Below are 18,474 nucleotides of genomic sequence, written 5' to 3' on the forward strand. Positions count from 1 at the left end.
ATGGAGGTTAACAAAAAAATCTTATCCGAGATTTTCGGCGTCAGCGTTCGCACGATTCAGAACTGGCAGGATCAGGGGATGCCGGTAGCGCGTGGAGGCGGGAAGGGAAATGAGGTGCTGTATAATTCCGCCGCCGTTATCGAATGGTATTCAGCGCGTGACACTGCGATTGAAAATGAAAAATTACGGAAGGAGGTCGAAGACCTGCGGATTGCTTCAGAGTCTGACCTTCAGCCAGGAACGATTGAATATGAGCGGCACCGTCTCACCCGAGCACAGGCTGACGCTCAGGAACTTAAAAATGCAAAAGAGTCCGCTGAGGTGGTGGAGACCGCATTCTGCACGTTCGTGCTGTCGCGGATAGCCGGAGAAATTGCCAGTATTCTCGATGGAGTGCCTCTGTCGGTTCAGCGGCGCTTCCCGGAACTGGAAAACCGACATATTGATTTCCTCAAGAAGGACGTCATTAAGGCCATGAACAAAGCAGCTGCGCTGGATGAAATGATACCGGGGTTGCTGAGTGAATATATCGAACAGTCAGGCTAAGGGGTTGCAGCACTCTGTGAGTGCGGGACTCCGTTCGCTTTTCCGGCCCGAGCCGCAGACAGCTGTTGAGTGGGCAGACGATAACTATTACCTCCCGAAAGAGTCTGCTTATCAGGAAGGGCGCTGGGAAACCTTACCCTTCCAGCGTGCGATCATGAATGCCATGGGCAACGACTATATCCGTGAAGTAAATGTCGTGAAATCTGCCCGTGTTGGCTACTCAAAAATGCTGCTCGGGGTTTACGCGTATTTCATCCAGCATAAGCAGCGAAATTCTCTGATCTGGTTGCCGACTGACGGCGATGCCGAAAACTTTATGAAGTCGCATGTCGAGCCGACAATCCGTGATATTCCCTCGCTCCTGTCCCTTGCTCCCTGGTATGGCAAGAAACACCGTGACAACACGCTCAGCATGAAACGTTTTTCAAACGGGCGTGGATTCTGGTGTCTGGGGGGGAAGGCCGCAAAAAACTATCGTGAGAAATCCGTCGATGTGGCGGGCTATGACGAACTGGCCGCCTTTGATGAAGACATTGAGAAAGAAGGTTCTCCAACTTTTCTGGGCGATAAGCGAATTGAAGGCTCGGTCTGGCCCAAGTCTATCCGTGGATCCACGCCAAAAGTCAGGGGCACCTGCCAGATTGAGCGTGCCGCGAAAGAGTCGCAGCACTTTTTGCGGTTCCACGTTCCTTGCCCGCATTGTGGTGAGGAGCAGTACCTGAAATTCGGCGATAAAGAGACGCCGTTCGGCTTCAAGTGGACGCCGGGTGAGCCTGCCAGTGTGTTTTACCTTTGCGAGCATAACGCCTGTGTGATTAAGCAGCAGGAGCTCGATTTTGCGCAGGCCCGTTACCTTTGCGGGGAGACGGGAATCTGGACGCGGGACGGCCTGTGCTGGTTTTCATCATCCGGTACCGAAATTGATCCACCTGACAGCGTCACTTTTCATATCTGGACCGCCTACAGTCCCTTCACGACGTGGGTGCAAATCGTCAAAGACTGGATCAAGACCAAAGGGGACACCGGCAAGCGCAAGACTTTCGTGAACACCACGCTTGGTGAGACATGGGAGCCGAAAATTGGCGACCGTCCCGATGCTGACGTAATGGCCGAACGTAAGGAGCACTTTGGCGCCGCGGTACCGGACCGGGTGGCCTACCTGACTGCCGGTATCGACTCCCAGCTTGACCGTTATGAAATGCGGGTCTGGGGCTGGGGGCCCGGCGAAGAAAGCTGGCTTATCGACAGGCAGATCATCATGGGCCGTCATGACGATGAAGCCACTCTGCTCAGGGTTGATGAGGCTATCAACCGGACATACACCCGGGAAAATGGGGTGCAAATGTCGGTTTCACGCATCTGCTGGGATATCGGCGGTATCGACCCGACCATCGTTTACAACCGCTCGAAAAAGCATGGCCTGTTCCGCCTGATACCCATTAAAGGGGCATCTGTCTACGGTAAACCCGTTGCCAGCATGCCGCGCAAACGCAACAAAAACGGTGTTTATCTCACGGAAGTGGGAACCGATACGGCAAAAGAGCAAATCTATAACCGTTTCACCCTCGTGCCAGAGGCCGGTGAACCCCTCGCCGGGGCAGTGCATTTCCCGAATAACCCTGAAATCTATGATTTAGCTGAAGCCCAGCAGCTGACAGCTGAGGAGCAGGTCGAAAAGTGGGTGGACGGTAAGAAAAAGATCGTCTGGGACAGCAAAAAGCGACGAAATGAGGCGCTCGACTGCTTTGTCTACGCACTTGCAGCCCTGCGGATCAGCATTTCGCGATGGCAGCTTAATCTCGATTCTCTTCTGGCAAGTCTGCTGGAGGAAGACAGCGGGCGTAAAAATCACAAAACCCTGGCGGATTACGCCCGGGCATTATCCGGAGAAGAATAATGGCGACACAGGCTGACCTGGAGGCAGCACGCGCTGCATTACATGACCTCATGATGGGTAAACGGGTGGCAACGGTACAGAAAGATGGTCGAAGGGTGGAATTTACAGCTACCTCAGTCAGCGAGCTGAGAAAATACATTGCTGACCTTGAATCTCAGGTTGGCTCCACTTCACGGCGCCGGGGACCGGCAGGGTTTTATGTATGAAATTACCAGCTTTAGTGGGGCCGGACGGTAGAACATCCCTGCGCGAATATGCCGGGTATCACGGCGGTGGCGGCGGCTTTGGCGGCCAGTTGCGATCCTGGAATCCGCCCATCGAAAGTGCTGATGCGGCGCTCCTGCCTAATTTCTCACGTGGAAATGCCCGTGCTGACGATCTTGTACGAAATAACGGCTACGCAGCAAACGCCGTGCAACTTCACCAGGATCACATAGTCGGGTCATTTTTCAGACTGAGTTACTGCCCGAGCTGGCGTTATCTTGGCATTAAAGAAGAGGAGAGCCGCGCGTTTGCCAGGGAGGTGGAAGCCGCCTGGTATGAGTATGCTGAAGATGACTTTTGCGGAATTGATGCCGAGCGCAAGCGAACGTTTACGATGATGATCCGTGAGGGGGTCGCGACGCATGCATTCAACGGTGAGTTGTGCGTGCAGCCCACCTGGGACAGTGATTCAACGCGGCTTTTCCGCACGCAATTCAAAATGGTCAGCCCGAAGCGCGTGAGCAACCCGAATAACATGGGGGACACCCGGAACTGCCGTGCCGGTGTCAGCATAAACGATGCTGGTGCAGCGCTGGGCTATTACGTGAGTGAGGACGGTTACCCGGGCTGGATGGCACAGAAATGGACGTATATTCCCCGGGAACTGCCCGGGGGCAGACCATCGTTTATCCATGTGTTCGAGCCGCTCGAAGACGGGCAAACCCGCGGCGCTAACGTGTTTTACAGCGTGATGGAGCAGATGAAGATGCTCGACACCCTGCAAAACACGCAGCTGCAGAGTGCGATCGTGAAAGCGATGTATGCAGCCACCATCGAAAGCGAACTGGATACGCAGACGGCAATGGACTTTATCCTCGGCTCTGACAGTAAAGACCAGCAAAGCAAAATGACAGGGTGGCTCGGTGAGATGGCATCGTATTACACCGCGGCGCCGGTTCGGCTCGGTGGTGCCAAAGTCCCGCACCTGATGCCTGGTGATTCACTGAATCTGCAGTCAGCACAGGATACGGATAACGGTTATTCAACCTTTGAACAGTCACTGCTGCGCTATATCGCCGCCGGGCTGGGGGTGTCATACGAGCAGCTCTCGCGTAACTATTCCCAGATGAGTTACTCCACCGCACGCGCCAGCGCCAATGAATCCTGGGCGTTCTTTATGGGTCGCCGCAAGTTCGTCGCAGCCCGGCAGGCCTGTCAGATGTTTGTCTGCTGGCTGGAAGAGGCGATTGCGCGCCGGGTTGTCACGCTCCCATCCAAAGCCAGGTTCAGCTTCCATGAAGCGAGAACCTCATGGGGCAACGCAAACTGGATCGGTTCGGGGCGTATGGCTATTGATGGCCTGAAGGAGGTGCAGGAGGCTGTAATGCTGATCGAGGCCGGTCTCAGTACCTATGAGAAGGAGTGCGCCAAACGCGGGGATGACTATCAGGAAATATTTTCTCAGCAGGTACGTGAAACTATGGAGCGCCGGAGTGCGGGCCTAAAACCTCCGGCCTGGGCGGCAGCCGCTTTTGAATCCGGGCTGAAAAAATCAAACGAGGAGAATAAAGATGACGCCAGAGCTGCGTAATCTCCCGCATATTGCCAGCATGGCCTTTAATGAGCCGCTGATGCTTGAACCCGCCTATGCGCGGGTTTTCTTTTGCGCACTGGCAGGTCAGCTGGGGATGACCCGACTGACGGATACGGTGTCGGGCGCAACGCTCGGTGCCGAGCAGATTGCCGAGCCGCTGGCGCTATTTGGTGATGATGAGGAAATGGGACCCCGGACAGCGCGCAGTTACCAGATAACGAACGGCATCGCGGTGCTGCCTGTTTCCGGCACGCTGGTCAGTAAAACCCGGTCGCTGCAGCCTTATTCCGGCATGACGGGATACAACGGGATCATTGCCCGCCTGCAGCAGGCCATGAGCGATCCCGGCGTCGACGGCATTCTCCTCGATATGGATACGCCTGGCGGGATGGTGTCCGGGGCATTCGACTGCGCCGACATTATTGCGCGGATGCGCGATATCAAGCCCGTCTGGGCGCTGGCAAACGATATGAACTGCAGCGCCGGGCAGCTTATCGCCAGCGCCGCTTCCCGCCGTCTGGTCACCCAGACCGCGCGTACGGGCTCAATCGGCGTGATGATGGCGCACAGCAACTACGGGGCTGCCCTGAAAACGCAGGGCGTCGAGGTGACCCTGATTTACAGCGGCGATCACAAGGTTGATGGCAACCCTTACGAAAAACTACCGAAAGACGTTCGCGATGATTTTCAGACGCGGATTGACGCCACCCGCCGGATGTTTGCCGAAAAGGTTGCTGCTTATACCGGCATGTCCGTGCAGGCCGTGCTGGATACCGAAGCGGCTGTATTTTCCGGTCAGGAATCGGTGGATGCCGGTCTGGCTGAAGAGCTGGTCAATAACACTGACGCGCTGAACGTGATGCGCGAGTCACTTAACAAACGAAAAACAATCTCCCCTGGAGGAAATATGGAAAAAGTAACCACCGCATCAGCTGCGGATGCAATTCAGGCCACCGCGTCAGCAGAACAGACAAATACCGTCGAAACCGCTGCTGCAGTTGTTGCTTCACCGGCAGAGGTCAGTGCCCGGGTCGCCGCAGCGGTGAGTGCCGAAAATGGCCGAATTATGGGGATCCTGAACTGCGAAGAGGCGAAAGGACGTGAGTCACAGGCGCGTGCACTGGCCGAAACGCCGGGTATGACGGTCGAAAGCGCACAGCGCATTCTGGCCGCTGCACCGCAAAGTGCCCAGGCGCGTTCCGATACGGCACTGGATCGCCTGATGGAAACAGCACCAGGTGCGTTGTCCTCAGGTAATGCATCTGCTGAAGCAGGTGAAGATTTGTTAAACACCCCCATTTAAGAGGCTCTTATGGCAACGACTGAAGTTTTTACCCATCAACAGCCGCTGGGCAACAGTGATCCGGCACATACTGCATATGCACCTGGTGAACTGACAGCATCCACCCCGGCAATGACCCCACTCATGCTGGATGCCGCTACGGGCAAGTTAACGGTCTGGGACGGTACTCACGCTGGCGCGGCATGCGGTATTCTGGCCGTAGCGGCAGACCAGAGCAGCGTGGAACTGGCATTTTATAAATCCGGCTCATTCCGCATTGAAGATGTTCTCTGGCCTTCAGCTGTGACCGATGAGCATATCAAACGTAACGCGTTCACCGGCACGGCCGTCAGCATCATCTGAATCCTTTCTTATCACTCACATTCATCCATAAAAGCCGCCTGCGCGGCTTTTTTTACGGGAAAAATCTATGTCGATTTATACTACTGCCCAGTTGCTGGCGGTCAATCAGAAGAAATTTAAGTTCGATCCGCTTTTCCTTCGCATCTTCTTCCGCGAAAGCTATCCCTTCAGCACTGAAAAAGTGTACCTGTCGCAAATCCCGGGCCTGGTGAACATGGCACTCTATGTCTCGCCTGTTATTTCCGGCAAGGTCATCCGCTCCCGCGGTGGCACAACCTCAGAATTTACGCCTGGCTATGTCAAGCCGAAGCATGAAGTAAACCCGCAGATGACCCTGCGTCGCCTGCCGGATGAAGATCCACAGAACCTGGCTGATCCTGCCTATCGCCGCCGCCGCATCATTCTGCAGAACATGAAAGATGAAGAGCTGGCGATTGCACAGGTAGAAGAAATGCAGGCCGTATCCGCCGTGCTCAGCGGTAAATATACCATGACCGGGGAGGCGTTTGAGCCGGTGGAGGTGGATATGCAACGCAGCGCCAGAAACAACATTGTTCAGGCGGGTGCTGCGGCCTGGTCCGCCCGGGACAAAGAAACCTATGATCCGACCGATGATATCGAGACGTATGCGGTGAATGCCAGTGGCGTGGTCAACATCATCGTGTTCGATCCAAAGGGCTGGTCACTGTTCCGCTCCTTCAAGGCCGTCAAAGACAAGCTGGATACCCGCCGCGGCTCTAACTCTGAGCTGGAAACCGCACTCAAGGATCTCGGTCAGGCGGTTTCCTACAAGGGTATGTATGGCGATGTGGCAATTGTCGTGTATGCCGGTCAGTACGTTGAAGGGGGTGTGCAGAAGAATTACCTGCCGGATAACACCATGGTACTGGGTAACACACAGGCGCGCGGTCTGCGGACCTATGGCTGTATCCAGGATGTGGACGCGCAGCGCGAGGGCATTAACGCCTCTGCTCGCTATCCAAAAAACTGGGTGCAGACCGGTGACCCGGCCCGTGAATTCACCATGATCCAGTCCGCGCCGCTGATGCTGCTGGCAGACGCGGACGAGTTTGTGTCCGTCAAACTCGCGTAACTTCCACCCGGTGGCCCTTCGGGGCCAATTTTTCGGAGTAGCTTCCATGACTGAAAAAGAGACACTCATCGCCCGGCTGAAAGAGCTGGGCAAAATGCTTGGCCGTGACGTAAATACCAGCGGCACCATCCAGGAGCTGTCGATGCGTATTGCTGAGCTTGAAGAGGAGCTGGATGGAGATGCCGGTTCGGTTGACGGTGAAAATGGAGAGGAGAATGCTTCCGGCAGCACCGGCAGCACCGGCAGCACCGGCAGCACCGACGGTGATATTGCTGACGCGGCGAAAGAAAAAAAGAAAGCGACCACAACCGATGACCGGATAACAGTAGAAACGCTGGCAACCCTGCATATTGACGCGCTGCATGCCATGCGTAACGAACCGGTCTCCATCGCTGAGCCCGGTGTGATCATTCGCGTATCCGAACAGGATGCAGACGAGCTGATCGCAAAGGGGCTGGCCAGAGAAGTCTGAAGGGGACCGCATGGCTGTTTTCGATAATCTCTTTGACGAGGCCATGTCGCGAGCGGATGGCGCTATCCGCAGTGTGATGGGCGCAGAGGCAAAGGTGATGTCAGGCGCTTTGTCAGGTGTCACCCTGATGGGCGTTTTCGATGATCCGGAGAATATTGGTTATGCCGGTGTGGGGATTCGGGTTGAAGGTACCAGTCCGACCCTGTTTGTGGAAACCGCCACTGTTCAGCAGCTGGAACGCATGGACACCCTGATGATTAACGGGCGGGCTTTCTGGGTTGAGCGAATTGGCCCTGACGATTGTGGATCCTGCCATATCTGGCTGGGTAACGGGAGCCCGCCCGCCGGTACCCGCCGTCGTTAAGGAGGCTGCATGTCCATTAAAGGCCTTGAGCAGGCGATAGAGAACCTCAACAGCATCAGCAAAACGGCCGTCCCGCGAGCGTCGGCACAGGCCGTTAACCGCGTGGCAAACCGGGCCGTCAGCCGCAGCGTGGCAGTCGTGTCGAAAGATACCCGGGTCCCGCGAAAACTGGTAAAGCAACGCGCCAGGCTGAGACGTGCGACGGTTAATAAACCCCGCGCGCTTATCCGTGTAAATCGTGGCAATTTACCGGCCATAAAACTGGGTACCGCCAGCGTGCGCCTTTCCCGCAGAAAACGGGATAAGAAAGGGGCCAACAGCGTGCTGCGCATAGGACCGTTCCGTTTCCCGGGCGGATTCATTCAGCAGCTTAAAAACGGTCGCTGGCACGTCATGAGGCGAACAGCAAAGCCCCGTTATCCGATCGAAGTGGTCAGCATTCCTCTGGCAGCCCCTTTAACCACGGCATTTAAAGCTGAGCTGCCGAAGCTCATGGACTCGGATATGCCCAAAGAGCTCCGGGCATCCCTTACAAACCAACTCAGGTTGATTCTGACAAAATGAAACACAGTGATATCCGACAGTTGATTCTTGACGCGCTGGAAAGCGCGATGGGTACTGACGCCATTTATTTTGACGGCAGGCCAGCAGTGCTCGAAGAGGGAGATTTCCCGGCCGTCGCCGTTTATCTCACCGACGCGGAGTACACCGGGGAAGAACTGGATGCCGATGTCTGGCAGGCCACTCTTCATGTAGAAGTCTTTCTTCCTGCCCAGGTGCCTGATTCGGAGCTGGATGAATGGATGGAAGCGCGTGTTTACCCGGTTCTGGCGGAGATCCCGGGGCTTGCATCCCTTATCACCAACATGGTGCAGCAGGGCTATGACTACCAGCGCGATGATGATATCGGACTCTGGAGTTCAGCCGATCTGAAATATTCCATCACCTACGAAATGTGAGGACGTTATGACCACACCTAACCCGCTGGCACCGACGAAAGGGGCCGGCACCACCCTCTGGATTTACACCGGAAGCGGCGATCCCTACGCCAGTCCCCTTTCGGATGTTAACTGGCTGCGTCTGGCAAAGATCAAGGATCTGCAGCCAGGCGAACTCACCGCCGAGTCAGAGGACGACACCTATATCGATGATGACAACGCAGACTGGGCTTCATCCATGCAGGGTCAGAAATCAGCAGGCGACACGAGTTTTACTCTGGCATGGCTGCCGGGTGAAAGCGGTCAGCAGGACCTGGTGAACTGGTTCGATGACGGCACGGTTAAAGGATACAAAATCAAGTACCCGAATGGCGCCGTCGATGTCTTTAAAGGCTGGGTGAGCAGCCTTGGGAAGACCGTTTCGGCTAAAGAAGTGATGACCCGAACGGCAAAGATCACTAATAACGGCAAACCCTCTCTGGCAGAAGACAGCGGTACTGCGGTAATTGGCGTGACGGGTATCAGCCTGGATAAATCCACTGCAGCGGTCGCTGTCGGTGCGACCACGCAACTGGCAGTGACGGTCCTGCCAGCCAGCGCTTCAGATAAATCCTTCCGCGTAGCCAGCAGTGATCCTTCAAAAGCAACGGTCAGCGTCAGCGGTAATATCCTTACCATCACCGGCGTGGCGGCAGGCGCTGTCGAAATCATCGTCATGGGCAATGACGGTAACTTTGTGGCGATCTGCAAGGTCACCGTTTCCTGATAACCGGGGCGCGAGCCCCGTTCCCCGGAGTAAATATGTTTCTTAAAACTGAACTGCTCGAGCATAACGGCAGCAGCGTGACGCTGTATCAGCTGTCCGCGCTGCAGCGCATTGAACACCTTGAGTACCTGAAAGAGCTGGAAGCGGTTGAAGAAGGTGATTTCCAGACCGCTATCACCCTCACCGTGAAAAATGGTGCTTACCTGGTGGCGTTGTCGCTCTGGCATGGTCATACGCTGAAAGGTACGCTTCCTGAGGGCGCGTCAGCGGAAGTGATGAAAATTCAGGATGAAGTCCTGCAGACCTGGCCGACGGAGCTTATTGCTGAAGCGGATTTTAAGGTGAAACTCCTCTCCGGCATGATTGAACCGCAACTGGAGGCGCCGCAGGTTGGCATCAGCGAATCTGCAGAGCCTGTTACGGCGGAAAAGCTCTCGCCAGTGAGCTGACGTTTGTCCTGAAACTGGCGCGTGAGTTCGGTCGCCCTGACTGGCGCGCCATGCTTGCTGGCATGTCCTCTACGGAGTATGGCGACTGGAAAATTTTCTACCGGGATAATTTCTTTCATGATGCGCAGCTGGACGCCCATTTCTCCGGCCTGCTCTACACCATTTCAACCCTGTTTTTTGCCGACCCGGAGCTGACGCCTGCCAGCTTCAGCATTCTTTCACCTGTATCTGTACCCGTTGATGTAGCAGAGCCGGACGACGATGCGCTGATGGCGAAGGCGGAAGGTATTTCTGGAGGTATACGCTATGGCCCAGACGGCAGTCGGTGATCTGGTCGTTAATCTTGACGTCAACTCGACGAAATTTAACGAGCAGATCAACTACGTCAAAAAAGAATTCAGGCAAACGGGAGACGCGGCGAACGATTCTGCTTTGCGGATCCAGCAGTCATTCAGCCGTCAGGAGAGCGCTGCCCGCAAGGCAGGCATCTCTGTTGGTCAGTATAACGCGGCGATGCGCATGCTCCCGGCGCAGTTCACCGATATCGCCACGCAGCTGGCGGGCGGCCAGAGCCCGTGGCTGATCCTTCTCCAGCAGGGCGGACAGGTTAAAGACTCCTTTGGCGGGGTTATTCCAACATTTCGTGCACTGTTGGGATCTATCTCGCCGGTTATGCTTGGTATTGGGGCGCTCTCTTCAGCGACGGGGGCGCTGTTGTATACCTGGTATGCCGGGTCGTCCACACTCTCCGACTTCAACAAAACACTGGTGCTCTCCGGTAACGCTTCGGGGCTGACTGCCGATCGAATGCTCACGCTGGCGCGAAGCGGCCAGTCTGCCGGTCTTACGTTTAATCAGACGAGCAAGGCACTGACGGAGCTGATCAACGCTGGCGTGCGTGCCGGTGCCCATTTTGACGACATGAGCCAGGCTGTTGCCCGCTTCACCGAAGCATCGGGGGTACCAGTCGATAAGGTTGCCGCTGCGTATGGCAAGCTGACAACTGACCCGACATCCGGGCTCATTGCAATGGCCCGGCAATTTCACAACGTGACAGCCGAGCAGATAGCACATGTTGCCCAGTTGCAGCGTGCCGGTGATGAAGCCGGGGCACTTAAGGCGGCAAACGACGCGGCCACCGCCGGATTCAACGATCAGACCAAATCCATCCGCGACAATATGGGGTCGATTGAAACTGCTGCCGATACGCTGAAACGCGCTTTCAAGTCGATGTGGGATGCGGCGCTTGATGTCGGTCGGCCCGATACCGCGCAGGAAATGGTGGCAAAAGCACAAGCCGCTTTCAAAAAGGCCGATGAAATCTGGAACCTGCGAAAGGGTGATCGTTATGTGAATGATGAGGCCCGTGCCCGGTTCTGGAATGACCGCGAAACGGCCAGACTGGCGCTGGACATGGCGCAGCAGCAGGCGGGGATTTCCAGAGCGAACGAGGAGAATGCCTCCCGCGAAGCGGCTGCGGAATCTGATCGCCAGAAGTATGCTGCGCAGGCACAGGCAAACTATGCCAAAACGCAGACTGCACTGGAGAAATACACGGCCAGGCAGGGCGAGCTTAACAAGGCTCTGAAAGATGGCCGGATCCTGCAGGCGGATTACAACATCAACATGGCGGCGGCCAAAAAGGAGTATGAGGACTCCCTGAAAAAACCGACGAAAGGCAGGGTGCCCGGTGGCGCAAAACTCACCGACAGCACCAGTGCGCAGACACTGGAGCTGCAGACTCAGCTTGAGGTTTTGCGTCAGCACAGTGATATCATTGACACTATTAGCCAGCAGCGCCAGCAGTTGTGGAAAGAACAGGCCAGATTTACGGTCCTTGAGCAGGCTGCCAGAACCCGGGCGCTGACGGGTGATGAAAAGTCCCTGCTCGCCAGCAAGGATAAGGTGCTCGCGCAGGCTGAAATCAATGCAAAACTGGGTGACCAGATCGTCACGCAGGAACGTCTCAATCGACTGCAGGACACATCGCAAAAATACGTTACCCAGATGGGTGAGAAAACCCGGGCGCTGGTGGAAAGCGCGGGGATGAGCAGCCGTGCGGCACAGCGGCGCAATGAAGAGGCTCAGTTACTACAGGGCTGGAAAAACGGTGGCGGGTCTGAAAAAGATCAGGGCTACCAGAAAGAGCTGCAGGCGCTACAGGGATATTATCAGGAACAGGATAAAGTGCGCGGTGACTGGCTCTCTGGTGGAAAATCCGCCTGGGCTGATTACGCCGATTCTGCGGGTGACGCGTACGGCCAGATGAAAAATGTCGCGGCCAGTACCTTTGACGGAATGACGCAGAATCTTGCGGACATGCTGACCACCGGTAAAGCAAAGTGGGGTGACTTCACCCGCTCAACGCTTTCGATGCTGGCGCAAATCGCCCTTAAACAGGCGGGAGTAGGGATCGTGGGCGCTGTCAGTTCGGCTATCGGATTTGCCGGGGGCGGCTATACCGGATCGGGCGGTAAATATGAACCTGCCGGGGTGGTGCATCGCGGGGAGTTCGTTTTTACAAAAGAGGCGACCAGCCGGATCGGGGTGGGGAATCTGTACAGCATGATGCGCGGTTACGCGTCCGGCGGGCTGGTCGGTGGCGGCAGAATGCCCGCTGCGGCCACGGGAGGGATCAGCGTTTATGCACCGGTCAGCGTCAGTCAGCAGGGTGGTGGCGAGTCCAGCCAGGCAAACACCATCGGAACGGCGCGGCAGCTTCAGGGCATTGTTCAGCAGACCATCACTGACCGGCTTAAAAAGGAGATGGGGCCGGGTGGTGTACTTTACCCAAGGAGGTAGCAGTGACAGACACATTCAGCTGGCGCACCCGTAAATCAGCCCGGGGAACAGAAAGCGCCCGGACGCTTCAGTCCCAGTTTGGCGACGGGTATAAACAGGTCGCCGGAATGGGGCTCAATGACAGGTCCGAAGTCTGGGATCTTGACTGGACGGGAACACGAAACGAGGCCGCAGTGCTGCGTGCGTTCCTTATGTCGCACATCACTAAATCGTTCTGGTGGACGAACCCCTGGGGGGAGAAGAAGCTCTACCGGATGAAGGCTGATTCCTTCAGTGTTTCGTTCCCCTCCGGGATAAAAGCGACAGTAGCGTTCACGTTCGAGCAGTCCTTTGCTCCCTGAATATCTTCAAATCCAGAACGACTGACCGCCTCCAGGCGGTTTTTTTATGGGGTGAATATGAGTTTCACGCAGGATATACAGCAGCTGGAACCGGGCCAGTTAGTCCAGCTGATCGAAATAGACGGCACCGAATTTGGCATGGATACCGTGCTGCGCTTCCATGCCCACAATATTGCTACTGGAGGCTGGGCTGCGTTCGCGGCTGACAACCTGCCTGCCATTATCTGGCAGGGTCAGCAGTACGACCCTTACCCTTACGAGCTGAAAGGCCTGGAGCTGTCCAGCACCGGGGCACAGCCCACACCCACGCTTTCCGTGTCGAACGTCGGCAACTACGTGACTGCGCTATGCCTAGAGTACGACGACCTGGCGAGAGCGAAAGTGAAGATTCACACCACGCTGGCGAAGTACCTGGACGCGGCCAACTGGACAGCCGGCAACCCGACCGCCAGCCCGACCGACGAGCGTGTACAGCTTTTTTACGTCAATGCCAAAACCGCTGAAACGCGGGTGCAGGTCGACTTTGAACTGTGCTCACCCTTTGACATCCAGAACCTGCAGCTGCCCACCCGGCAAATTACGCCGGTCTGCACCTGGTGCACGCGCGGCTGGTACCGCACCGGCACCGGGTGCGACTACAACGGGAACCGTTATTTTCTCAAGGATGGCACCCCCACGGATAACCCGGCGCTGGATATGTGCGGCGGCCAGATACAGGACTGCGAAGCGCGGTTCGGAACCGGTAACCCGCTGCCGTTTGGCGGCTTCCCGGCGGCAAACCTTCAGGGTAAATAACCATGCGAAAAAAACTGATGGATGCGATCCGCGCTCATGTTGCCGCGGAATATCCGAACGAGGCGTGCGGCGTGGTGGTGCAGGCCGGACGGGCGCAGCAGTACATTCCGTGCCGGAATATCTCAGCAACGCCCACTGAGGCCTTCACGATCTCGCCGGGGGATAAGCTGGCTGCATCGGAGCAGGGAGAAATCATTATGATTATCCACTCGCATCCTGATGTGGTGCAGCTTGTGCCGTCCGAAATGGACAGGGTGCAGTGCGACTGGTCCGGGGTGGAATGGGGCATCATGAGCTGGCCGGACGGTGATTTTTGCACGTTGGCACCCCGTGAGGACCGGGACTACGCCGGGCGTCGCTGGGTGCTGGGCTTTGCTGACTGCTGGTCGCTGATCCGTGAGTGGTTCCAGCGTGAGCACGGCATTACCCTGGGTGATTACTCGGTACCGTACGAGTGGTGGGAGCAGGGGGAAAATCGCTACGACGATAACTGGGAGGCAGAAGGCTTTATCCAGGTGGACCCCGCTGATATGCGCCCCGGCGATATGATCATGATGCGCATACAGGCGCAGGTAACCAACCACGCGGCTGTTTACCTCGGTCACCACGAGCACCAGGAAAACATCATGCTGCACCATAATTTCGGCAACCTGTCTGCCCGGGTGCCGTACGGCAAATATTACCGCGACCGCACCGTTCGTGTGGTCCGGCACAGGGAGCTGATGAATGCTGAAAACACTGATACTTGAAGGCCGCATGGCGAAAAAGTTCGGGCGCGAACACCAGTTTCACGTTGAGGATCTGCGCGAGATGCTGCGCGCTACCTGTCAGAAGGACATATGCAGGGGATCCGCTTTGCCTTCTTCAATGACAAAAACAATATTGGCCTTGACGAGTTTGAGATGACCCGCGGCGGTATGGTGTACCGGATTTCTGCCATTACCGAAGGTTCAAAGCGCGGCGGCGTGCTGCAGATTGTTATCGGGGCGGTGGCGCTCGTGGCCGCGTATTTTACCGCGGGTGCTTCTTTTTCTGCGTGGGCAGCTGCAAACGGAATCAGCGCTGCAGCAGTAACTGCCTCGTCTACGGCCCTTGCCGGGATCGGTCTGTCTACGGCCCTTGCCGGGATCGGTCTGTCTATGTCGCTTGGCGGCGTAGTGCAGATGCTGACACCCCAGCCGAAATACAACGTCGGTGCCTCGTCCAGTACGGACAATAAACCCAATTACGCTTTTGGCGCGCCGGTGAATACCGTGGCTGTGGGTTATCCGGTCCCCGTGTTTTTTGGTGAGCGCGAGATCGGCGGGGCAGTTATCAGCGCGGGGATCTTCTCCAGCGACCAGCAGTAAATTTTATTGCAGCTACAGGCCACCTGCGGGTGGCTTTTTTTATGGGTGAAATATGCGACTTCTCGAAGATGAAACCCTTATTCAGGGACGTAAAGGCGGTGGCGCTAAACAACACAGTCCTGTTGAGGATCCGGATGACCTGCTGTCGACAGCAAAATTAAAAATGCTGCTGGCGATCGCTGAAGGTGAAATCCAGGGCGAGCTGACGGCACAGAACATCTTCCTTAACGACACCCCGCTGGCAAACGCCGACGGCACAGAACATCTTCCTTAACGACACCCCGCTGGCAAACGCCGACGGCAGCTACAACTTCACCGGCGTGAAGTGGGATTGCCTGAGGTCGACAACGAAATGTCGGCAAACGTGACAGTGACCACCACCGCGCCCTGGACACGCCAGTTCTCTAACCTGATGCTGGATGCCGTGCGTATTAAGCTGAGCCTGCCCGTACAGTACACCTATAAAGACAACGGCGATATGGTCGGGACGGTCACGGAGTACGCCGTTGATCTCTCGACTGATGGTGCTGCCTGGCAGACAGTGGTAAACGGCAAATTCGACGGAAAGACAACCACGGAATACCAGCGCGATATCCGCATTGATCTGCCTGCCGCCACTACCGGCTGGGCTGTGCGGGTGCGTCGTATCACGCCTGATTCCGTGGGTAACTCAAAACTGATAAACGCCTTCAAGGTGTTCTCGTTCGCTGAGGTGATCGACAGCAAGTTACGCTATCCCAATACAGCGCTGCTGTATATCGAGGTGGATGCCAGCCAGTTTACCAGTGGGGCCCCAAAGGTGACCTGCAGGCCGAAGGGCAAACTGGTACGTGTCCCGGACTCCTACGACCCGGTTACGCGCACCTACAGCGGCACCTGGTACGTGTCCCGGACTCCTACGACCCGGTTACGCGCACCTACAGCGGCACCTGGTCCGGTGGCTTCAAAATGGCCTACACCAACAACCCGGCCTGGGTATTTTACGATCTGGTGCTGGATGAGATTTACGGCATGGGCACCCGCATCGATGCTGCCATGATCGATAAGTGGGAGCTGTACGCGATTGCGCAGTACTGCGATCAGAAGGTGTCGAACGGGGCGGGTGGTACCGAGCCGCGCTTCACCTGCAACGTCTACATCCAGAGCCAGCAGGACGCCTACACCGTTCTCAGCGATCTGGCGGCGATATTCCGGGGGATCACCTTCTGGGGCAACGACCAGATTTACGTGCGCGCGGATGTGCCGCAGGATGAAGTGGATTTTACGTGCGCGCGGATGTGACGGGCTGTTTACCTACGGCGGCGGCAGCTACAAAAACCGCTACTCGTCTGCCCTGGTGTCCTGGTCTGACCCGCAGAACCATTACAGCGATACTGTTGAGAGTGTCTACGATTCCGACCTGGTGAAGCGTTACAGCGATACTGTTGAGAGTGTCTACGATTCCGACCTGGTGAAGCGTTACAAGGTCAACCAGATGTCGATGACGGCGATTGGCTGCACATCCCAGAGTGAAGCGCACCGCCGGGGGCGCTGGGCGCTGCTGTCTAATGCGCGCGACGGAACGGTGTCATTTGGCGTGGGGCTGGACGGTTATATTCCCCTGCCTGCAGAAATTATCGGTATCGCGGATCCGTTCCGTGCCGGCAGGCAAAACGGCGGGCGTATCCGGGCGGTGAGCGGGCGTAATGTCACGCTTGATCGCCCTGTTGACTACGCCGCTGGCGACCGCCTGGTGGTCAACCTGCCGGACGGCAAGGCGCAGACGCGGACAATCGCATCCATCAGCGCGGACGGCAAGGCGCAGACGCGGACAATCGCATCCATCAGCGCGGACAAACAGACGGTGACGGTCACCACCCCCTTCAGGCTGCTGCCTGAGTCCGGTGCAGTGTGGGCCATCGACAGCGACAACCTGGCTATCCAGTATTTTCGTGTGACATCCATCCGGGCGAACGACGACAGCAACGGTGGTTTCACGATCACCGCAGTTCAGCATGACCCGAATAAATACCGCTATATCGATGACGGTGTGCGCATTACCCCAGCGCCGATCACCGTCACGCCGGTAAGTGTTCTTCCGGCACCGAAAAACATCACCCTCACCGAAACCGACCACATAGAGCAGGGACTTACCGTTGCCACCATGAATGCTTCCTGGGATCGGGTGGATGGTGCTATCCGGTACCAGGCGCAATGGCGCAAGGATAATGGCGCAAGGATAATGGCGACTGGATAAACGTTCCGGTGAGCAGCGCCCAGGGATTTACGGTGCAGGGGATTTACACCGGGAGTTATGACGTGCGGGTGCGAGCGCTGAACGCTCAGGATTCAAGCTCGCCGTGGGGTTATGCTGACACCACCTATCTGACGGGCAAAAACGGCAGGCCTGGAACGCCGCAGGCACTGGTCGCCACGGATGATGTCGTCTGGGCTATCGATATTACCTGGGCTTTCCCGGATGGCTCAGGTGATACGGCATACACCGAGATTCAGCGCGCCACCACTGAAGACAAGGCTAACCCGCAATTACTGGCTCTGGTGCCGTTTCCGGCCACGCATTACCAGCATGGCCCGATGCGGGCGGGCGGGCGGGCGTCAGTCAGTGGTACCGTGCGCGCCTGGTGGATCGTATCGGCAACACCGGCGACTGGACGGAGTGGGCGGCAGGCCAGTCCAGCTCGAAAGCCGGTGATTATCTCGACATGATCGGCGACACGCTTGAACAGACTGATGGCTATAAAAACCTCGTTTCGGACATTGCCGATCTGGGTGAAGATATCCAGTCTGTGCGCGACGACATCACCGCAGTAACGACAGAGTCGGCGACGACTAAAGCGGGCCTGGCGCAGGAGGTCACGGACCGTAAGAAAGCCATCACCGACGAGGCAACGGCGCGGGGGCAGGCGCTGCTGACGGAGAAGAACGAGCGCGTCGCGGATATCAGCAACGTCAACCAGACAATTCAGACCACCTCTGACTCGCTGGCGCAGCAGATTGCGCAAATTTCGGCAGGCACCGGCTCCCAGTTCGACCCGGCGAAAATATGGTACTTCGATTCGACGGTAGAAGGCTGGACCGGGAACGGGACTCCCACAATCGTTGACGGGTGGATCCGCCCGGCGAACCACGCCACCGATCCGTGGGTGGCATCACCGGGATCACTGGCTATCAACTCCTCGTCCTATCGCTTCGTTAAACTCCGCATCAGGAAATTCGGTG

The 18,474-nt window shown here is 56.7% G+C and carries 17 protein-coding genes and 3 pseudogenes; all 20 read left to right on the forward strand.

The features are described from left to right. Positions 1-546 carry a terminase small subunit gene (locus tag GNG26_RS08700; RefSeq protein WP_156238430.1) on the forward strand — a complete coding sequence of 182 codons (546 nt, stop codon included), beginning with the start codon at positions 1-3 and terminating at the stop codon, positions 544-546. After that, a complete protein-coding gene (locus tag GNG26_RS08705) occupies positions 521-2,443 on the forward strand; it encodes a phage terminase large subunit family protein (RefSeq protein ID WP_103179210.1) in 1,923 nt (640 codons plus the stop codon). The genes GNG26_RS08700 and GNG26_RS08705 overlap by 26 nt, the downstream gene beginning before the upstream one ends. Continuing rightward, positions 2,443-2,649, forward strand: coding sequence for a phage head-tail joining protein (locus tag GNG26_RS08710; protein ID WP_103179211.1), 207 nt, complete (start codon positions 2,443-2,445; stop codon positions 2,647-2,649). The genes GNG26_RS08705 and GNG26_RS08710 overlap by 1 nt, the downstream gene beginning before the upstream one ends. Then, entirely contained in the window at positions 2,646-4,238 is a 1,593-nt protein-coding gene (locus GNG26_RS08715) for a phage portal protein (RefSeq protein WP_103179212.1), read from the forward strand. The genes GNG26_RS08710 and GNG26_RS08715 overlap by 4 nt, the downstream gene beginning before the upstream one ends. Further along, positions 4,219-5,544: a S49 family peptidase gene (locus tag GNG26_RS08720; RefSeq protein WP_156238431.1), complete on the forward strand. Its 1,326-nt coding sequence runs from the start codon at positions 4,219-4,221 to the stop codon at positions 5,542-5,544. The genes GNG26_RS08715 and GNG26_RS08720 overlap by 20 nt, the downstream gene beginning before the upstream one ends. Before the next feature lie 9 nt (positions 5,545-5,553). Then, positions 5,554-5,886 carry a head decoration protein gene (locus tag GNG26_RS08725; RefSeq protein ID WP_103179214.1) on the forward strand — a complete coding sequence of 111 codons (333 nt, stop codon included), beginning with the start codon at positions 5,554-5,556 and terminating at the stop codon, positions 5,884-5,886. A gap of 67 nt (positions 5,887-5,953) precedes the next feature. Beyond that, positions 5,954-6,979 (forward strand): major capsid protein, encoded by a 1,026-nt coding sequence (locus GNG26_RS08730; RefSeq protein ID WP_103179215.1) that lies wholly within the window; start codon positions 5,954-5,956, stop codon positions 6,977-6,979. A 46-nt stretch (positions 6,980-7,025) separates the two neighbouring features. Next, positions 7,026-7,451 carry a DNA-packaging protein FI gene (gene gpFI, locus GNG26_RS08735; protein ID WP_156238432.1) on the forward strand — a complete coding sequence of 142 codons (426 nt, stop codon included), beginning with the start codon at positions 7,026-7,028 and terminating at the stop codon, positions 7,449-7,451. Positions 7,452-7,461: 10 nt separating this feature from the next. Next, positions 7,462-7,815, forward strand: coding sequence for a head-tail joining protein (locus GNG26_RS08740; RefSeq protein ID WP_155166902.1), 354 nt, complete (start codon positions 7,462-7,464; stop codon positions 7,813-7,815). Positions 7,816-7,824: 9 nt separating this feature from the next. Continuing rightward, entirely contained in the window at positions 7,825-8,379 is a 555-nt protein-coding gene (locus GNG26_RS08745) for a phage tail protein (RefSeq protein WP_103179218.1), read from the forward strand. Then, positions 8,376-8,774: a phage minor tail U family protein gene (locus GNG26_RS08750; protein WP_103179219.1), complete on the forward strand. Its 399-nt coding sequence runs from the start codon at positions 8,376-8,378 to the stop codon at positions 8,772-8,774. Before GNG26_RS08745 ends, GNG26_RS08750 begins: the two co-directional genes overlap by 4 nt. 7 nt (positions 8,775-8,781) lie before the next feature. Continuing rightward, positions 8,782-9,519 (forward strand): phage tail protein, encoded by a 738-nt coding sequence (locus GNG26_RS08755; RefSeq protein ID WP_155166901.1) that lies wholly within the window; start codon positions 8,782-8,784, stop codon positions 9,517-9,519. A 35-nt stretch (positions 9,520-9,554) separates the two neighbouring features. After that, positions 9,555-9,968 carry a phage tail assembly chaperone G gene (gpG, locus tag GNG26_RS08760; protein WP_156238433.1) on the forward strand — a complete coding sequence of 138 codons (414 nt, stop codon included), beginning with the start codon at positions 9,555-9,557 and terminating at the stop codon, positions 9,966-9,968. Next, a pseudogene (locus GNG26_RS08765) lies at positions 9,923-10,291 on the forward strand (phage tail assembly protein T); the annotation flags it as partial. The gene gpG and the pseudogene GNG26_RS08765, both read left to right, overlap by 46 nt. After that, positions 10,275-12,770 carry a phage tail tape measure protein gene (locus GNG26_RS08770; protein WP_156238435.1) on the forward strand — a complete coding sequence of 832 codons (2,496 nt, stop codon included), beginning with the start codon at positions 10,275-10,277 and terminating at the stop codon, positions 12,768-12,770. The pseudogene GNG26_RS08765 and the gene GNG26_RS08770, both read left to right, overlap by 17 nt. A 2-nt stretch (positions 12,771-12,772) precedes the next feature. Further along, entirely contained in the window at positions 12,773-13,111 is a 339-nt protein-coding gene (locus tag GNG26_RS08775; RefSeq protein ID WP_156238436.1) for a phage tail protein, read from the forward strand. 57 nt (positions 13,112-13,168) lie between these two features. Beyond that, the gene (locus GNG26_RS08780) at positions 13,169-13,906 is read left to right on the forward strand and encodes a phage minor tail protein L (protein ID WP_156238437.1); all 738 of its coding nucleotides are present in this window, start codon (positions 13,169-13,171) and stop codon (positions 13,904-13,906) included. A 2-nt stretch (positions 13,907-13,908) separates the two neighbouring features. Further along, positions 13,909-14,655 carry a C40 family peptidase gene (locus GNG26_RS08785; protein WP_156238438.1) on the forward strand — a complete coding sequence of 249 codons (747 nt, stop codon included), beginning with the start codon at positions 13,909-13,911 and terminating at the stop codon, positions 14,653-14,655. Then, a pseudogene (locus GNG26_RS08790) lies at positions 14,633-15,255 on the forward strand (tail assembly protein). Before GNG26_RS08785 ends, GNG26_RS08790 begins: the two are co-directional and overlap by 23 nt. A gap of 52 nt (positions 15,256-15,307) precedes the next feature. Next, positions 15,308-17,934, forward strand: a pseudogene (locus GNG26_RS08795) (host specificity protein J); the annotation flags it as partial. Between the last annotated feature and the right edge of the window lie 540 nt (positions 17,935-18,474).

Origin of the sequence: Leclercia sp. J807 (assembly GCF_009734465.1) — a bacterium.
Classification (GTDB): Bacteria; Pseudomonadota; Gammaproteobacteria; order Enterobacterales; family Enterobacteriaceae; genus Enterobacter.